Below are 14,790 nucleotides of genomic sequence, written 5' to 3'. Positions count from 1 at the left end.
CATCAGACTTTGAAGCGCGAGACGCCGCCGCGCAGTCCGGTGGCGACCTGGCTCAGCTCGTCGATGGCGAAGCTGGCCTGACGCAGCGATTCCACCGTCTGACTGCTGGCATCGCCCAACTGCGCCAACGCATGGTTGATCTGTTCGGCACCGGTGGCCTGCGCCTGCATGCCCTCGTTGACCATCAGCACGCGCGGCGCCAAGGCCTGCACCTGGCCGATGATCTGCGACAGCTGATCGCCGACCTGCTGCACCTCGAACATGCCGCGGCGCACCTCCTCGGAAAACTTGTCCATGCCCATGACCCCGGCCGAGACGGCCGACTGGATTTCGCGCACCATCTGTTCGATGTCATAGGTGGCCACGGCGGTCTGGTCGGCGAGACGGCGTACTTCGGTGGCGACCACCGCAAAGCCGCGACCGTACTCGCCGGCCTTCTCGGCCTCGATGGCGGCGTTGAGCGACAGCAGGTTGGTCTGGTCCGCCACCTTGACGATGGTCACCACCACCTGGTTGATGTTGCCGGCCTTCTCGTTGAGGATCGCCAGCTTGGCGTTGACCAGCTCCGCAGCGCCCATGACCTGATGCATGGTTTCTTCCATGCGCGCCAGCCCCTGCTGACCGGAGCCGGCCAGGGAAGACGCCTGGTCGGCTGCCGACGTAACCTCACCCATGGTCCGCACCAGATCGCGCGAGGTGGCTGCGATCTCTCGCGAAGTCGCGCCAATTTCGGTGGTCGTCGCAGCGGTTTCGGTCGCCGTGGCCTGCTGCTGCTTGGACGTTGCGGCGATTTCGGTCACCGAGGTGGTGACCTGCACCGACGATCGCTGCGCCTGGGCCACCAGCGCGGTGAGCTCGGTCATCATGTCGTTGAAGCCCAGTTCGACCTCGTTGAATTCGTCCTTGCGCGCCAGGCTCAGGCGAGTGCTCAGGTCGCCGTTGCGCATGACCTCCAGGATCCGCACGATCTTCTGCATGGGCGCCATGATGGTACGCAGCAGCCACAGCCCGCAGACACCGGCGACGATGATTGCCACCAGAAGGGAGATCACCAGGCTGACCTTGGCCGCGGCCACCGAGGAGTCGATGGCCGAAGTGGCCTTCTCGGCCCCCTCGCGATTGCGATCAATCAAGGTGTTGAGTTGCTTGCGACCGGCGACCCAGGCTGGCGTCAGGTCGTCGATGGCCATCTGTTGGGCTTCGCTGAACTTGCGCAGGCGATAGGCTTCCAGCACGTCAGCCAGGGTCTTTTCATAGGTCACGCGCATCCGCGCGAATTCTTCGAAAGCGGCCTGGTCTTCGCTGTCCTGGACGGTGCTGCGGTAATTGGCCATCTGCTGGGTCAGGCGCTCGGCGAAGCTCTTGTACTGGTCCTCGTCGGCCGTGATCAGCTCGCGCTGATAGCTCAGGCCCACCAGCTGCTGGGTATAGACGTAGCTGTCCACCCAGGCACTGCGGATCATGGAGCTGAATACCACGCCCGGCACACTGTCGGTGCGCACCTTGGTTTCGTTGGTCTCGATGGTCTGCAGACGTGAATAGGACACCACGACCATCAACAACATGATTGCGATGACAACGGCGAAACTCGCCAGGATGCGGTGGCGCAAGGACCAGTTCTTCACAGTCAACCCTCGAAAATTCCTACAGCACAAACGAAAAATCGCCTGAGTATAGCCCTACCTCAGGCGATTTCGCGCTGTTGCTCAACTTTCGTTCATCAGCGAGGGTAATGCCAGTTGCCGCGTGATCAATGCATGACTATTGCCGACCGACGTCGCGATCGACGGATGAACGGTGACGCCCTCCGTTCAACCCGTCTATTCACCTCACGCGACCTGGGCTTCGGCCTGACGAACCTGCTTTTCCAGTTCCAGTTTCAGCGCAGGGTCGAGGGACAGCTGCTTGGCCAGTTCGTCCAGGTAGGCCCGCTCCATGAAGTGCTCCTGATCCACCATCATGACGCTGGCGATGTACATCTCGGCGGCTATCTCCGGGGTCTTGGCAGCGCGTGCTACATCCACCGGGTCCAGCGGCTTGTTCAATTCGGCGTGTAGCCACTGCTGCAGCTCGTTGTCCGAATCCAGACGGGTGAACTCACCTTCGATCAGTTCACGCTCGCGTTCGTCCACATGGCCGTCGGACTTGGCTGCCGCAACCAGCGCCTTGAGGATGGCCTGGCTGTGTTCCTCGACCTGCTGGGGCGGCACCCGGTCGACCGTCTGCGGCTCGCCACGTGGCGCGCTCTGCTGCTGGGCCTGCCAGTTGCCATAGGCCTTGTAGGCAATGACGCCCAACGCTGCCAGGCCACCATAGGCCAACGCCTTGCCGCCGTACTTGCGTGCGCTCTTGTTGCCGAGCAGCAGGCCCATGGCGCCACCGGTCAGCGCGCCCTTGCCGCCGGACAACAGGCCACCCAACGCGCCGCCCGCGCCGCCTTTGCCGGAAAGCAGACCGCCGAGTGCACCGGCGACACCACCGGCACCACCGGCGCCACCCAGAGGTGAAGAGCCACCGCCGCTTTTGTTCTTCAGCAGCTCCTGGCCGGATTTGAACAACTGGTCGAGCAAGCCACGCGTGTTCATTTTTTGGTCTCGTCAATGGGAGAAACGTTTGACGAGAGTAAGGGCATTCCGTTGCTTGGCTCGAATGGTGATTTGCTTCGGGATGTTGCGCAAATGCTCGACCACAACGGTCGATCGAGGGGGCGACGGGGACATATCCGGAAAACTTTTTTACAGGAGTTTGCGAACACATCCGTCATTCCGGTATCTGTGTACAGTTCGCTGCGTTTGGACAAGGCAGGCCCAAACCTTCCCATTTGAGCCTCGCAGGTCGCTTGGAGCGACCGAGGTTGATTCAGAACAGGTTAGCTATGCACCGCAGACACCTTCTGAAAGCGTCGATGGCCCTCGCGGCCTATACCGGACTGTCCGGCACCGGGCTGTTCGCCGCCCAGGCCCTGGCCGCCACCGCCGATGGCGAAGCCGAGCCGTTCAGCTTCGACATGCTCAAGGCCCAGGCCAAGAGCCTGGCCGCACAGGCCTATGTCAGCAACAAGCAGACCCTGCCCCCGACCCTGGCAAACATGACGCCACAGCAATTCAATGCGATTGGCTACGACGCCAACCATTCGTTGTGGAACGACCTCAATGGCCAGCTGGACGTACAGTTCTTCCACGTCGGCATGGGCTTCCGCACCCCGGTGCGCATGTACAGCGTCGATGCCGATCGCAAGCAGGCGCGCGAAGTGCATTTCCATCCGCCGCTGTTCAACTACCAGAACACCACGGTCGACACCTCGCAGCTCAAGGGCGACCTGGGCTTCGCCGGCTTCAAGCTGTTCAAGGCGCCCAACCTCGAACGCCATGACGTGGTGTCCTTCCTCGGCGCCAGCTACTTCCGCGCCGTCGATGCCACAGGCCAGTACGGTCTGTCCGCGCGCGGCCTGGCGATCGACACCTATGCCAAGAAGCAGGAAGAATTTCCCGACTTCACCAAGTTCTGGTTCGAAACGCCAAGCAAGGACAGCACCCGCTTCGTGGTCTACGCCCTGCTCGACTCACCGAGTGCCACCGGCGCCTATCGCTTCGACATCGATTGCCAGGCAGAGCGCGTGGTCATGGACATCGATGCGCACATCAACGCGCGTCAGGACATCGAGCAGCTGGGAGTGGCACCGATGACCAGCATGTTCAGCTGCGGCAACCACGAGCGGCGCATGTGCGACACCATCCATCCACAGATCCACGATTCGGATCGCCTGGCCATGTGGCGCGGCAATGGCGAATGGATCTGCCGACCGCTGAACAACCCGGACCGCGTGCGGTTCAACGCTTTTGCCGATGTCGATCCAAAAGGCTTCGGCCTGATCCAGACCGACCACAACTTCAGCAACTATCAGGATACGGTCGATTGGTACCACAAGCGTCCGAGCCTGTGGGTCGAGCCAACCACCGCCTGGGGCGAAGGCGCCATCGATCTGGTGGAGCTGCCGACCACCGGTGAAACCATGGACAACATCGTCGCCTTCTGGACACCCAAGAATCCGGTCAAGGCCGGCAATTCCCTGAATTTCGGCTACAAGCTGTACTGGAGTGCCCTGGCACCGGTCGGCACGCCCCTTGCGCGTGTCGCGGCAACGCGCTCCGGGATGGGTGGTTTCACCGAAGGCTGGGCGCCGGGCGAGCATTACCCCAACGTCTGGGCACGACGGTTCGCCGTGGACTTCACCGGTGGCGGGCTGGAATCGCTGAAAACGCCGATCGAACCCATCATCACGGCCTCGGGCGGCAAGGTGCAGGACATTCAGGTGTTGGAGTTGCCTGACATCAAGGGCTTCCGCGTGCTGTTCGACTGGTACCCCACCAGCGACAGCGTCGATCCGGTGGACATGCGCTTGTTCATCAAGACCCAGGGGCGCACGTTGAGCGAAACCTGGCTCTACCAGTACTTCCCTCCGGCTCCGGAAAAGCGCAAGTACGTCTGATGGACTGAAGCGGCCTGGCATCTTTGCCCCCAGGTTCCAGGGGCAAAGATGCCATCATTGAAACGCCAGACGGCGATCAGTCGCGCAGATCCGATTCCAGGATCGGCTGATCGCGGTGGGTGGCGCGCTGGTACTGGGCTGGCCAGGTCGCCAGGCGACCGCCCAGGTCTTCGTCGGCGTGCAGGGGCCAGTACGGATCACGCAGCAGTTCACGCGCAAGCAGGATGATGTCAGCCTGACCGGTGCGCAGGATGTGCTCGGCCTGGGCCGGGTCGGTGATCATGCCCACGGTGCCCGTGGCGAGATCCGCTTCCTTGCGAACCCGCTCGGCAAAGCGCGTCTGATAGCCTGGTCCGGTTGGAATTTCGGCATTGGCCGAAGTACCACCCGACGACACGTCGACCAAGTCCACGCCCAGCGCCTTCAAGCGTTTGGCCAACTCCACGGTTTCATCCGGGTTCCAGCCGTCTTCGACCCAATCGGTCGCGGATACGCGGACGAACACGGGCAATTCCGCCGGCCACACATCTCGAATCGCCTGAGTGACCTCCAGGGTCAGACGAATTCGGTTTTCGAAACTACCCCCATACTGATCCTGACGCTGATTGCTGAGCGGCGACAGGAATTGGTGCAGCAGATAACCGTGGGCCGCATGGACCTCGACCACCTTGAAGTTGGCGGTCAGTGCGCGCTTGGTGGCGGCGACGAACGCCTGGACGATGTCCTTGATGGCGGCTTCGTCCAGCGCAGTAGGTGCGGTGTGTTGTGGGTCGAAGGCGATCCGCGAGGGCCCGACGGGCACCCAGCCACCTTCATTGACCGGCACACTGCCATGCTTGCCCAACCAGGGTCGCCAGGTACTGGCTTTGCGCCCGGCGTGGGCCAACTGGATCGCCGGCACCGCGCCCTGTGAGGTGATGAAGCGGGTGATGCGCTGCAGCGGTTCGATCTGCTCGTCGTTCCACAGACCGAGGTCTTCCGGTGTGATGCGACCATCGGCCGTCACGGCGGTGGCTTCGGTGAAGACCAGACCGGCACCGCCGCTGGCACGACTGCCCAGGTGCACCAGATGCCAGTCGTTGGCCAGGCCATCGACGCTGGAGTACTGGCACATCGGTGAAACCGCAATGCGGTTGCGCAGGGTCAGCTGGCGGAGGGTATAGGGTTCGAGCAGCATGCTCATCGGGCACCTCGGTTGGCAGTTCCACGTGGGACGAGAGGCCGTCGGCCGATAGCCGTGGCGGACGTACCCATCTCGCTCTTGAAGACCAGTCGACAACCCGGCCGCGACCGTGGTTCCGCCTGTCAGCGCGGCTCGATGTGGGTAATGAGCAACTGCACCGTCTCGCGCCCGCGAAACTCGTTGAGGTCCAGCTTGTACGCCAGCTGCACCCAGCGCACCGATGGGTCGGGCCATACTTCGCGGTCGACGCCGAAGGCGATACCGTCCAGGCTGACGCTGCCGCACTCGGTCTTGAGCGTGACCTTGAGATGACGCTCGCCAACCACTCGCTGCTCCACCAGTTGAAACACGCCATGGAACATCGGCTCGGGAAAATGCTGCCCCCAGGGCCCGGCATTGCGCAGGGCGCGCGCCAGCTCCAGGTGGAACTCCTCGACGCCCAAAGTGCCGTCGGACAGCAGGCGTCCGGTCAGGTCTTCCTCGCACAGCTGGCTGCGCACCTGGGCATCGAACGCTTCGCAGAACGCCGGGAAGTTCTCCTGCGGCAAGGTCAGTCCCGCCGCCATGGCATGCCCACCGAACTTGCTGATCAACTGCGGATGACTGGCCGCCACGGCATCCAGTGCGTCGCGAATGTGAAAGCCCTGCACCGAACGCGCCGAGCCCTTGAGCAAACCGTCGCCCGCATCGGCGAAGGCAATGGTTGGCCGGTGGTAGCGCTCCTTGAGCCGCGAGGCAAGGATGCCGATCACACCCTGATGCCATTGCGCGTCGAACAGGCACAGGCCGAACGGCATGGATTCCACCGCCAGGTCCTTGAGCTGGGCCAGGGCTTCGCGCTGCATGCCCTGCTCGATCGACTTGCGGTCCTGGTTCAACCCGTCGAGCTGCGAGGCAATCGCCTGGGCGCTGGGCAGATCGGTGCTCAACAGGCACTCGATGCCCAGGCTCATGTCGTCCAGGCGCCCGGCGGCATTAAGGCGCGGCCCAAGGATAAAGCCCAGATCGGTCGAGGTGATCCGCGCAGCCTCGCGACGTGCCACCTCCAGAATCGCTGTGATACCGGGCCGGGCTCGACCCGCACGAATTCGCTCCAGCCCCTGATGCACCAGAATGCGGTTGTTGGCGTCCAGCGGCACGACGTCGGCCACGCTGCCCAGCGCCACCAGATCGAGGAGTTCGCCGATGTTGGGCTGCGCCACCTGGGCATAGCGTCCCAATTCACGCAGCCGTGCGCGCAGGGCCATCAACACGTAGAAAATCACGCCGACCCCGGCCAGGTTCTTGCTCGGGAACTCGCAGCCCGGCTGATTGGGGTTGACGATGGCATCCGCAGCCGGCAACTCGTGCCCCGGCAAGTGGTGGTCGGTCACCAGCACCTGCAGCCCGGCAGCCTTGGCCGCCGCCACGCCCTCGACGCTGGAAATACCGTTGTCGACCGTCACCAGCAACTGCGGCTCGCGCTGCAAGGCAACTTCGACGATCTCGGGGGTCAGGCCGTAGCCGTACTCGAAGCGATTGGGCACCAGGTAATCGACATGGGCAGCGCCCAACAGGCGCAGCCCGAGCACCCCCACCGCACTGGCTGTGGCACCGTCGGCATCGAAGTCGCCTACGATGAGAATGCGCTGACGCTGGTCGATGGCCGTCACCAACAGCTCGACAGCGGCTTCGATACCCTTGAGCCGCTGGAAGGGAATCAGGCGCGCCAGGCTCTTGTCCAGCTCCTGCGCACTCGATACGCCACGCGCCGCGTACAGGCGATTCAGCAGGGGCGGCATATCGCCGAGGAAGGGCAGGATCTGGGGCAACTGACGGGGTTCGATGCGCATGGTGCCTGGGGCGGTTCTCACTGCAAGACAAAAGAGGAAAGGTGAAACCGGGCGGCCTAGCGCTCGCCCAACAGCCACTCGAGTTGGACTTCGTGCTGACCGCGGTCATCGGTGACGAACACCGTGCCCTCGCTGATCATGACGTCCCACTTGATGACCCGAGGCATGTCCTTGGCCAGGGTCTCGAGCACTTCCTGAGGCACTGCGGCGATGTTGACGTTCTTCAGGTTCTTGACCGCATCGACCACCTTGGTCTGCCACACGCGCAGGCTGCCATAGGCCAGCAGACTGGTACGCTCGGTACGCCGCGAACACCAGGTGAGACGTTCCGCATCAGGCAGACCGACCTCGATCCAATGCAGGATCCGCCCGTCCAGACTTTTTTCCCACAGCGCGGCTTCATCGACATCCGACAGACCGCGGCCGAAAGACAGGTGCTCGTTGTACCACAGGGCATACGCCAGCAAGCGCACCGCCATCCGCTCTTCGGTTTCGGAGGGGTGACGGGCAATGGTCTGCTTGACGCTCTCATAAACGCTGCGGTCAAGATCGGTCAGGTTCAGTTCGAATTTGTACGTGGTCGACGGCTGGGCCATTAGGCAGGCTTCTTGGGAACGGGAAAAGGCCGCTAGTCTACCCGATGCGGCCTTGATCAACGACCACCACAGACCACTGCGACGCTGCGGTGCGTTTTGATCATACGCCTGGGTGTGCAAAGATGGTGCGGTGTTTCAAAAACGGACAACCTGCCCTACTCCCTGCGCAAGGACTGCCATGGACTCATGTTTCAAAATCCTGCCGGCCGGCAGCCTTTTACTGTCACTGGCGCTGTGCGCCTGCCTGCTTATCACACCCCATGCACATGGCCGGGAAACCATCACATGGCTGTTGCGCGACCTGGCACCGCTGACCATAGCCCGAGGGCCTGACCGTAACCGCGGCGCCGTCGACCAGGCCCTGCCACTGATGCGCGCAGCGCTGCCGGACTACGATCACAGCGTGCTCAGGGTCAACCGCGCGCGCGCCTCGCAGATGCTCGCCGAGCCGGGGCTTTACTGCGACCCTGCGCTGCTCTGGACGCGCCAGCGCGCGCAGACCATCTTTTATTCAGTGCCCAGCATGCACGTGCTGGGCAGTACATTGGTCATGCAGCGAATCGACCTGCCGCTGATCGCCGATTTCATGGACGACGGCAAGGTCGACCTTGGCGCCCTGCTGCGCAGCGGTACTCTGGCCCTGGGCATCATTGCCGGTCGCAGCTACGGCAGCGTCGTCGACCGCATTCTGGCCGAAGCCGACAGCCGCCAGATCCTCGCCCATCATGGCAACGACGCCATGGGGAGCCTGCTGCGCATGGAAAGACTGGGGCGGATCCATGCCCTGCTGGGCTACTGGCTGGAGGCTCGCTATCAGGCGCGCCAGGAAGGTTTGGATCCTCAGCAAATGGTGCAGGTCCCGATCAAGGGCGCGGCAAGAACACAGATCGTACATGTGGGTTGCTCTGACAGCCCCACCGGCCGCCGCGTAGTGGACGCCCTGAACCCTTTGCTGCTGGAGTTGCGCAGTGGTCAATTAGCGCAGCTGTATGCGCAATGGCTGGCACCCCATGAGAGGTCGGATTATCTGCTCGAAACCCGTGCATTGTTCAATGCGCGGAGGTTCAATACACAGAGCACCGAGGCCTTGAGCAGCCAGCGGTAGGAAGGAAAATGGCAGGGCCGCGGCGCGGGCGCTGCCCGCCAAAGGCCCTACCTCTTGGACAGCCAGGGCCTGATCAAGCTCAGGCCAGCGCGTGGCTGAAGCCAGCACTTTGCGAAACATTGCGCAGCGCTGCAATCATCGACGGTTCGAGGCGCCCCTCGGCAACCAGCAGGTCACGGCGCAAGCCATCGACCACATCGGTAAAGGAGCGCAAGTCCTCGAATTGGCTGCGGTTGACCGAACGCTGGGTCACTACGCTTCCAGCCGCGCCCATGACCACGACCTGGCAATTGCCAAGACTATCCTGCCCTTCGAGAGTCACGCGATACGGTGTCAGGGCTTCATTGAGCAACAGGCTGATATTCTTCATCGCATCACCACTCGTCTGTTCGAATTCTTAAGGTGCATGACACTGACCCCTCCCCAGCGAGAAAAGTTCTGGGCTCGCCATGTCAGACTATTTCCGACAGTGCCTTCGGAATATGACAGTACGAATGTAAGACTTTTCTGATTGTGCGGCTTGGTGGCTACAGGGCCAGAAATGGACTACAAAACAGATCAGGAATAGACCACAGCTGTGCCAGAATTCACCGCCTGATTTACCCGTCACCGGAGCCTGCCTTGACCGACCCACTGAGCGCACCCCTGCGGATCGTGCTGGCCGATGACCATCCGATCTTTCGTATCGGCCTGCGCGCCGTGCTGGAGCGAGACCCCGGCTTGCGCGTAGTGGCCGAAGCCGCCTCGCCACAGGAGCTGACGCACTGCCTGAATGAAACCGAATGCGACCTGCTGATCACCGACTACATGATGCCCTCTCGGGATCAGAGTGATGGCTTGAGGCTGATCGGGTATGTCGGCCGGCATTGGCCAAAGCTGCCTGTAATGGTGGTCACCATGCTGACCAATCCAGGGCTGCTGCGGGCAATCCTGAACTTGGGCGTGGTCGGGCTGTTGGGCAAAGCCAGCCTCGTCGACGAATTGCCGGCAGCGATTGCCAGCCTCAAGCGCAACAAGCCGTTCGTGGCGCAGTCGATAAGAAGTATCCTGGCCCTGCCAGGTGATAATCCCGCAAGCCAGCTCACGGGCCATGTCGACCTGTCTCCGCGCGAGCTTGAAATAACACGTCTGCTGGCCCAAGGCCTCTCGGTCAACGAAATCGCTCTCCAACTCAACCGCAGCAAGCAGACGATCAGCGCGCAGAAGGTCAGCGCCATGCGCAAGCTGGGCATCGATAACGATGCGGCGTTGTATATCTACATGCAGGCCCACGGATTGAAATGACCGGGATCGGGACGGGCCTGCATCGCACCACCGGGCGGCGCTAGGGGCGCAAAGGCAGAGACCAGACGCCGTCGCAGGAACTGATCTCGTGCACGTCAGGCAAGGGTAGCAAGGCCTGTACATCCATTCGACGCTGGTAATCCTGCAGCAGCCCATGCACCGCGACAGCCGACACGGGCGTGTACAACACGCCCAACAATGGCAACCGATGCTGGCGAGCCAGTGCCGCCAGCGGTTCGACTGACTGCGAGCCATTGCTGTAGAGGATCAGTGCCCGTGCCAGCCCGGTCGCGGCCAGATGGCGGATCAGCTCGCCCATGTCCAACCCGGCCATCGTCACCTCGCAAATGGCCACGTCCGCCCCATGGCGCTTTTCCAGCGAGAGACAGGCCGCGTTGAAGCTCTGAGCGGTGAGGACGTCGAATACCCCACAGGCATTGAGCACCTGATGCATGGCGATCAACTGATACGGAATATCTTCCAGCACCAGAACTCTGAGCGAACGCATGAGTGAAAACCTCGAAGGAGCGCATCGAGCTGCGCATTGCCTGGCACTCTAAAGGGCAAGTGGAACGCTTGGGATAGGACAAGTCCTAAATTTCCGAGGAATTTTCTCGACAGCGCGCTATGGCCGTGGCCAACCTTGCGATTTCGCAATGGAGCTCCTTGCCCTCGACGAGCAATCGCTGCTCATCGCCCAACTGACAACACGCATCCACTTCGGCGAGCGCGCGCATCAATGGCTCCGCGTCGATAAGACGAGCAATGCCTTGAAGCCGATGCAGCACCTCTTGCAGGCGTAACCAGTCGAGCGCCTCGACGACCTCGGTCAGCGCTCCGGCCTCTGCCTCCAGATTCCGGGAGAACTCGTCGAGCATTCGTCGCATGACCTTTTCATTGGCCTGGGTCAGACGTTGCAGCGCCTGCATGGAGAATGCCGGACCCTGCTGCAGGTCGGCGATGATCTGAGCCAGCCTGTCCAGGGCTATTGGCTTGACCAGCAGTTCATCCATGCCCGCTTCGGCACAGCGCAACCGCTCATCCTGCATGGCATTGGCGGTACAGCCGATAACCCGAACCGGACGTGCACCGGATAGCGCTTCCTGCTGGCGGATGGCTTGGCACAGGGCGTGGCCATTCATGCCTGGCATGTTGCAGTCGGTGAGCACCAGATCGTAATGCCCGGCTTGCCAGGCAGCCAGCGCCGTCACACCGTCGCTGGCGTCCTGCACCCGATGCCCCAGAAACTGCAACTGCTGGGTCAACACCATCCGATTGGCCGACAGGTCATCCACCACCAGAATGTCCAGCGCGGCGGTGTCGGGCCTCGGTTGGACAGGAGCCATTGCCGCCGCGGGCTCTGCATCGTGGCGTACATCGATCTGCACTTCGACTCGCGTTCCCACGCCTTCGGTACTGTGCAGGTTGATCGTGCCGCCCATCAGTTGGACCAACTGCTTGCAGATGGTCAAACCCAGGCCGGTACCGATGGATTCCTGTTGCAGGTCCACGCCACCCTGAACGAACGGTTTGAACAATCTGGCCTGTTGCCCAGGCGTCATGCCCGCGCCCGTGTCGCTGACGACAATGGTCATCCGCCACTGGCCCGGGTTGAGCAGCTGCGCGTCGACAGCCAGGCGCACGCTGCCTTGGCGGGTAAATTTCAAGGCGTTGCCGAGCAGGTTGTGCACCCCCTGCCGCAACCGCAACGGATCGAACCAGAACGTGCTGGCCATGGCCGGTGCGATGTCGAGATCGAGCGCAATGCCCTTGCGCTGTGCCTGGGCCGAAAACAGGCTGAGCATGCCTTCGAAGAACGGCCGGACTTCGGTCACCTGCTCGGCCAGTTGCAGGCTGCCTGATTCGATCTTCGCCAGGTCCAGACTGTCGCCGATCAGGGCGACAAGCTCCTGGGCCGAACGCCAGGCCCCCTCGAGCGCCTCGGACACCGGTTGCTCGTCCCGCCGGCGTCGCTCACGCTCCAACTCGAGCAAGCCGATGATGGCCGCCATGGGCGTACGAATCTCATGGCTCATGGTCGCCAGAAAGGCGCTCTTGGCCTGGTTTGCCTGCTCGGCGGTGTGCCGAGCCTCTACCAGTTGATCTTCGAGGCGCTTGCGCTCGGAAATGTCGATCCAGCCGCCCAGCAAGCCCTGAAGCTGGCCCTCGGCATTGTAGAACGGCACGATCCATTGCCAGGCATGCACCTTGCGGCCGTGCATCTGGATCTGCCGATCAGCGGATACCGGTTGCTGATCGTCCAGCAGCTTGAGGTAGTCGCGATGCATCTGCTCGGCCTCGTCCGAGTTCACCACGACAACCTCCTGCAACGTGCGACCCTTGATGTCTTGCAAGCGCGTCGCGAAGCTCTGCTCGTAGCTCTTGTTGCAGGACAACAGCCGTGCCTGCAGATCGCGCACATAGATGGGGCTGGGAATGCCATCGAGCAATGCGCGCTGGAAGGCGAGCTGATCGTTGAGCGCATGCTCGGCCTCGAGTCGCTGACGTATCTGCGCCTTGAGTCGGCCGCTCCACACCAGTGACACGGCGCCCAGCACCAGGGCCACTGCCAGCAGCCAATAGACCCACGTGGCAATGCGCTGCCACATGGGCTCTGGCGGCACCACCGCACCCAGCCATTTCAAGCGCGCCGCGCGCAGTTCGGCTACCGGATACGCTTCCAGCGCTTTGTTGATGATCGCCGTCAGCTCGGGCTCCGAGGCGCGAATGGCGAAACGATCGGGTGACCATTCGCCATCGACATTGCGTCCGACCTTGAGCACGCCAGGCGGATACCGTCCCACTGCGCGATAGGCCCCGACTTCACTGTCGATGGTTGCATCCGCCTCGCCACTGGCAACCATCTCGCGCGCCTTGTCGTAGGTGCTGACCAGAACCAGTTTGATCTGCGGGTACTGGCTGCGGATCGCGCTTTCCAGGGCATGTTCGGCCGGAATCGCCAGTACCTTGCCGGCGAGCTCGTCCAGATGGCCGATGGGCAGATCCTCGGCGCGAACGATGAAGACCCAACCCTGGCCCCCGAAGGAATGGCTGAAGCTGAGGAACGCCTTGCGTTCCGGGGTTTCCGAGAGCGTGGTGTTCATGTCGGCCTGGCCATGCTTGAGCATGTCCAGGCTCTGGGCCATGGAACTGGAAGGCAGATAGACGAACTGCAGTCCCGTCATGTGCGACAGGGTCGCCAGCACCTCACTGTTGAGCCCTACCCAGTTCCCCTGCCGATCTCGGTACAGGTAGGGCGGATACTGGGTCGCAACCACGCGAACCTGTCGGTGCCGGGCGATCCAGGCTTGCTCGGCGGGTTCCAGCGGGACCCGGTGGTGACCGATTTCCGAACCCAGCCCAGTGGTCCAGCGGGTCAGGATCTCACGGCGCAAACCGTCGTCGATGCTGGCCAGCGCCCGCTCGACCATCTGTCCCAGTAAAGGATCGGCCTTGCGACTGGCGATGGTGTACCCCACCGGGGGCAGGCCACTGGGGCCGATGATGTCCAGATCGAGGTAGGGACGCAGCGCATTGTAGGCACGCACGATGACTTCGTTGCTGATCATCGCATCGACATCGCCCTGATGCAGCGCTTGCAGGCCGCTGCTCAGGCTGGGTGCCATGACGATGCGGCTGTCCGGATACACGCGCTGCACCGTAGCGTCGTCGGCGTAGCCATCCACCAGCGCGACCTTCTGTCCAGCCAGGCCGCTCCCCCCCCTGCTACCGACGCGCCGCACGATAACACCATGGTCGGGCATGTACTCCTTGGTGAACGCCAGGCCGCCGATAGCCTGTTCATACCCATTGGCGCTGGTCAGCAGGTCGATTTCGCCATCCTTGAGTGCCTGCACCGCTTCGCTGCGCTGGGCGAAGCCCAGTACTCGCAATTCAACCCCCAGGCGGCTACCGATCAGGCTCAGGTAATCGGCGCTCACGCCTTGATAGCGGTTGCGCTCACTGGTGATATCGATGGGTTCATAGTCAGCCAATGAAACGCCGACGCGGAGCGTCCCGTGGCGCTGCAACCATTGCTGCTCGGCACTGGAAAGCGGCAGGGGCGCGAGCTGGGCGAACGGTGCGACGAGCGCGAAAGGCAGACTCTGGGCGGCAGTGGCCAAGCCGGGCAAAAGGATGCAGGCGCCCACCAAAAGCCCCGCCGCCCACGCCATCGCCCCTGCGCGCGTGAAAAACGAGGTCGGTTTGGGTCTCATGCCGTGCATCCTTGCCTGCGGGCCGAAAGGGCCTGGGAAAAAGTTGCATAAGCTTGGCACTGTAAAAAGCAGAAAGCCCGCATC

General features: G+C 62.5%; 11 protein-coding genes. 3 read left to right on the top strand and 8 right to left on the bottom strand.

What is annotated here, in order from left to right; genetic code table 11:
* Positions 1–2: 2 nt before the first annotated feature.
* Positions 3–1,625 carry a methyl-accepting chemotaxis protein gene (locus AC788_RS14485; RefSeq protein WP_049861332.1) on the bottom strand — a complete coding sequence of 541 codons (1,623 nt, stop codon included), beginning with the start codon at positions 1,623–1,625 and terminating at the stop codon, positions 3–5.
* A gap of 204 nt (positions 1,626–1,829) precedes the next feature.
* Positions 1,830–2,585: a tellurite resistance TerB family protein gene (locus AC788_RS14480; protein ID WP_049861286.1), complete on the bottom strand. Its 756-nt coding sequence runs from the start codon at positions 2,583–2,585 to the stop codon at positions 1,830–1,832.
* A gap of 290 nt (positions 2,586–2,875) precedes the next feature.
* On the opposite strand from AC788_RS14480, the gene AC788_RS14475 reads away from it, so the two are divergent.
* Positions 2,876–4,489 carry a glucan biosynthesis protein D gene (locus tag AC788_RS14475; protein ID WP_049861285.1) on the top strand — a complete coding sequence of 538 codons (1,614 nt, stop codon included), beginning with the start codon at positions 2,876–2,878 and terminating at the stop codon, positions 4,487–4,489.
* 76 nt (positions 4,490–4,565) lie between these two features.
* Here the strand turns inward: AC788_RS14475 and AC788_RS14470 are convergent, their stop codons facing one another.
* From AC788_RS14470 to AC788_RS14460, 3 genes are all read right to left on the bottom strand, one after another.
* Positions 4,566–5,672 (bottom strand): NADH:flavin oxidoreductase/NADH oxidase, encoded by a 1,107-nt coding sequence (locus tag AC788_RS14470; protein WP_049861284.1) that lies wholly within the window; start codon positions 5,670–5,672, stop codon positions 4,566–4,568.
* Between the two features lie 122 nt (positions 5,673–5,794).
* Positions 5,795–7,504: a single-stranded-DNA-specific exonuclease RecJ gene (gene recJ / locus AC788_RS14465; RefSeq protein ID WP_049861283.1), complete on the bottom strand. Its 1,710-nt coding sequence runs from the start codon at positions 7,502–7,504 to the stop codon at positions 5,795–5,797.
* Positions 7,505–7,560: 56 nt separating this feature from the next.
* On the bottom strand, positions 7,561–8,100 hold the full coding sequence (locus AC788_RS14460; RefSeq protein ID WP_049861282.1) for a YaeQ family protein: 540 nt from the start codon (positions 8,098–8,100) through the stop codon (positions 7,561–7,563).
* Positions 8,101–8,278: 178 nt separating this feature from the next.
* Between AC788_RS14460 and AC788_RS14455 the strand changes: the two genes are divergently transcribed.
* Positions 8,279–9,205 carry a TIGR02285 family protein gene (locus AC788_RS14455; RefSeq protein ID WP_236690528.1) on the top strand — a complete coding sequence of 309 codons (927 nt, stop codon included), beginning with the start codon at positions 8,279–8,281 and terminating at the stop codon, positions 9,203–9,205.
* 79 nt (positions 9,206–9,284) lie between these two features.
* Here the strand turns inward: AC788_RS14455 and AC788_RS14450 are convergent, their stop codons facing one another.
* The gene (locus AC788_RS14450; protein WP_049861281.1) at positions 9,285–9,575 is read right to left on the bottom strand and encodes a DUF3509 domain-containing protein; all 291 of its coding nucleotides are present in this window, start codon (positions 9,573–9,575) and stop codon (positions 9,285–9,287) included.
* A 251-nt stretch (positions 9,576–9,826) separates the two neighbouring features.
* On the opposite strand from AC788_RS14450, the gene AC788_RS14445 reads away from it, so the two are divergent.
* Positions 9,827–10,489, top strand: coding sequence for a response regulator transcription factor (locus tag AC788_RS14445; RefSeq protein ID WP_152965753.1), 663 nt, complete (start codon positions 9,827–9,829; stop codon positions 10,487–10,489).
* Positions 10,490–10,529: 40 nt separating this feature from the next.
* Here AC788_RS14445 and AC788_RS14440 read toward each other — a convergent pair whose 3' ends face one another.
* Together AC788_RS14440 and AC788_RS14435 are read right to left on the bottom strand one after the other, a co-directional pair.
* A complete protein-coding gene (locus AC788_RS14440) occupies positions 10,530–10,997 on the bottom strand; it encodes a response regulator (RefSeq protein ID WP_152965752.1) in 468 nt (155 codons plus the stop codon).
* An 85-nt stretch (positions 10,998–11,082) separates the two neighbouring features.
* Positions 11,083–14,706, bottom strand: coding sequence for a transporter substrate-binding domain-containing protein (locus tag AC788_RS14435; protein WP_236690527.1), 3,624 nt, complete (start codon positions 14,704–14,706; stop codon positions 11,083–11,085).
* Positions 14,707–14,790 lie beyond the last annotated feature (84 nt).

Source organism: Pseudomonas sp. RIT-PI-a (genome assembly GCF_001187875.1).
GTDB classification, from domain to species: Bacteria; Pseudomonadota; Gammaproteobacteria; order Pseudomonadales; family Pseudomonadaceae; genus Aquipseudomonas; species Aquipseudomonas coleopterorum.
Note: the sequence above shows the minus strand (reverse complement) of the source record. Positions and strands in the feature narration are given on the sequence as shown.

Bases quoted from the DNA above. Each gene is read 5' to 3' on its own strand.
- AC788_RS14480 (WP_049861286.1), bottom strand. From the start codon at position 2,585: ATGAACACGCGTGGCTTGCTCGACCAGTTGTTCAAATCCGGCCAGGAG.
- AC788_RS14475 (WP_049861285.1), top strand. From the start codon at position 2,876: ATGCACCGCAGACACCTTCTGAAAGCGTCGATGGCCCTCGCGGCCTAT.
- AC788_RS14470 (WP_049861284.1), bottom strand. From the start codon at position 5,672: ATGAGCATGCTGCTCGAACCCTATACCCTCCGCCAGCTGACCCTGCGC.
- recJ (WP_049861283.1), bottom strand. From the start codon at position 7,504: ATGCGCATCGAACCCCGTCAGTTGCCCCAGATCCTGCCCTTCCTCGGC.
- AC788_RS14460 (WP_049861282.1), bottom strand. From the start codon at position 8,100: ATGGCCCAGCCGTCGACCACGTACAAATTCGAACTGAACCTGACCGAT.
- AC788_RS14455 (WP_236690528.1), top strand. From the start codon at position 8,279: ATGGACTCATGTTTCAAAATCCTGCCGGCCGGCAGCCTTTTACTGTCA.
- AC788_RS14450 (WP_049861281.1), bottom strand. From the start codon at position 9,575: ATGAAGAATATCAGCCTGTTGCTCAATGAAGCCCTGACACCGTATCGC.
- AC788_RS14440 (WP_152965752.1), bottom strand. From the start codon at position 10,997: ATGCGTTCGCTCAGAGTTCTGGTGCTGGAAGATATTCCGTATCAGTTG.
- AC788_RS14435 (WP_236690527.1), bottom strand. From the start codon at position 14,706: ATGAGACCCAAACCGACCTCGTTTTTCACGCGCGCAGGGGCGATGGCG.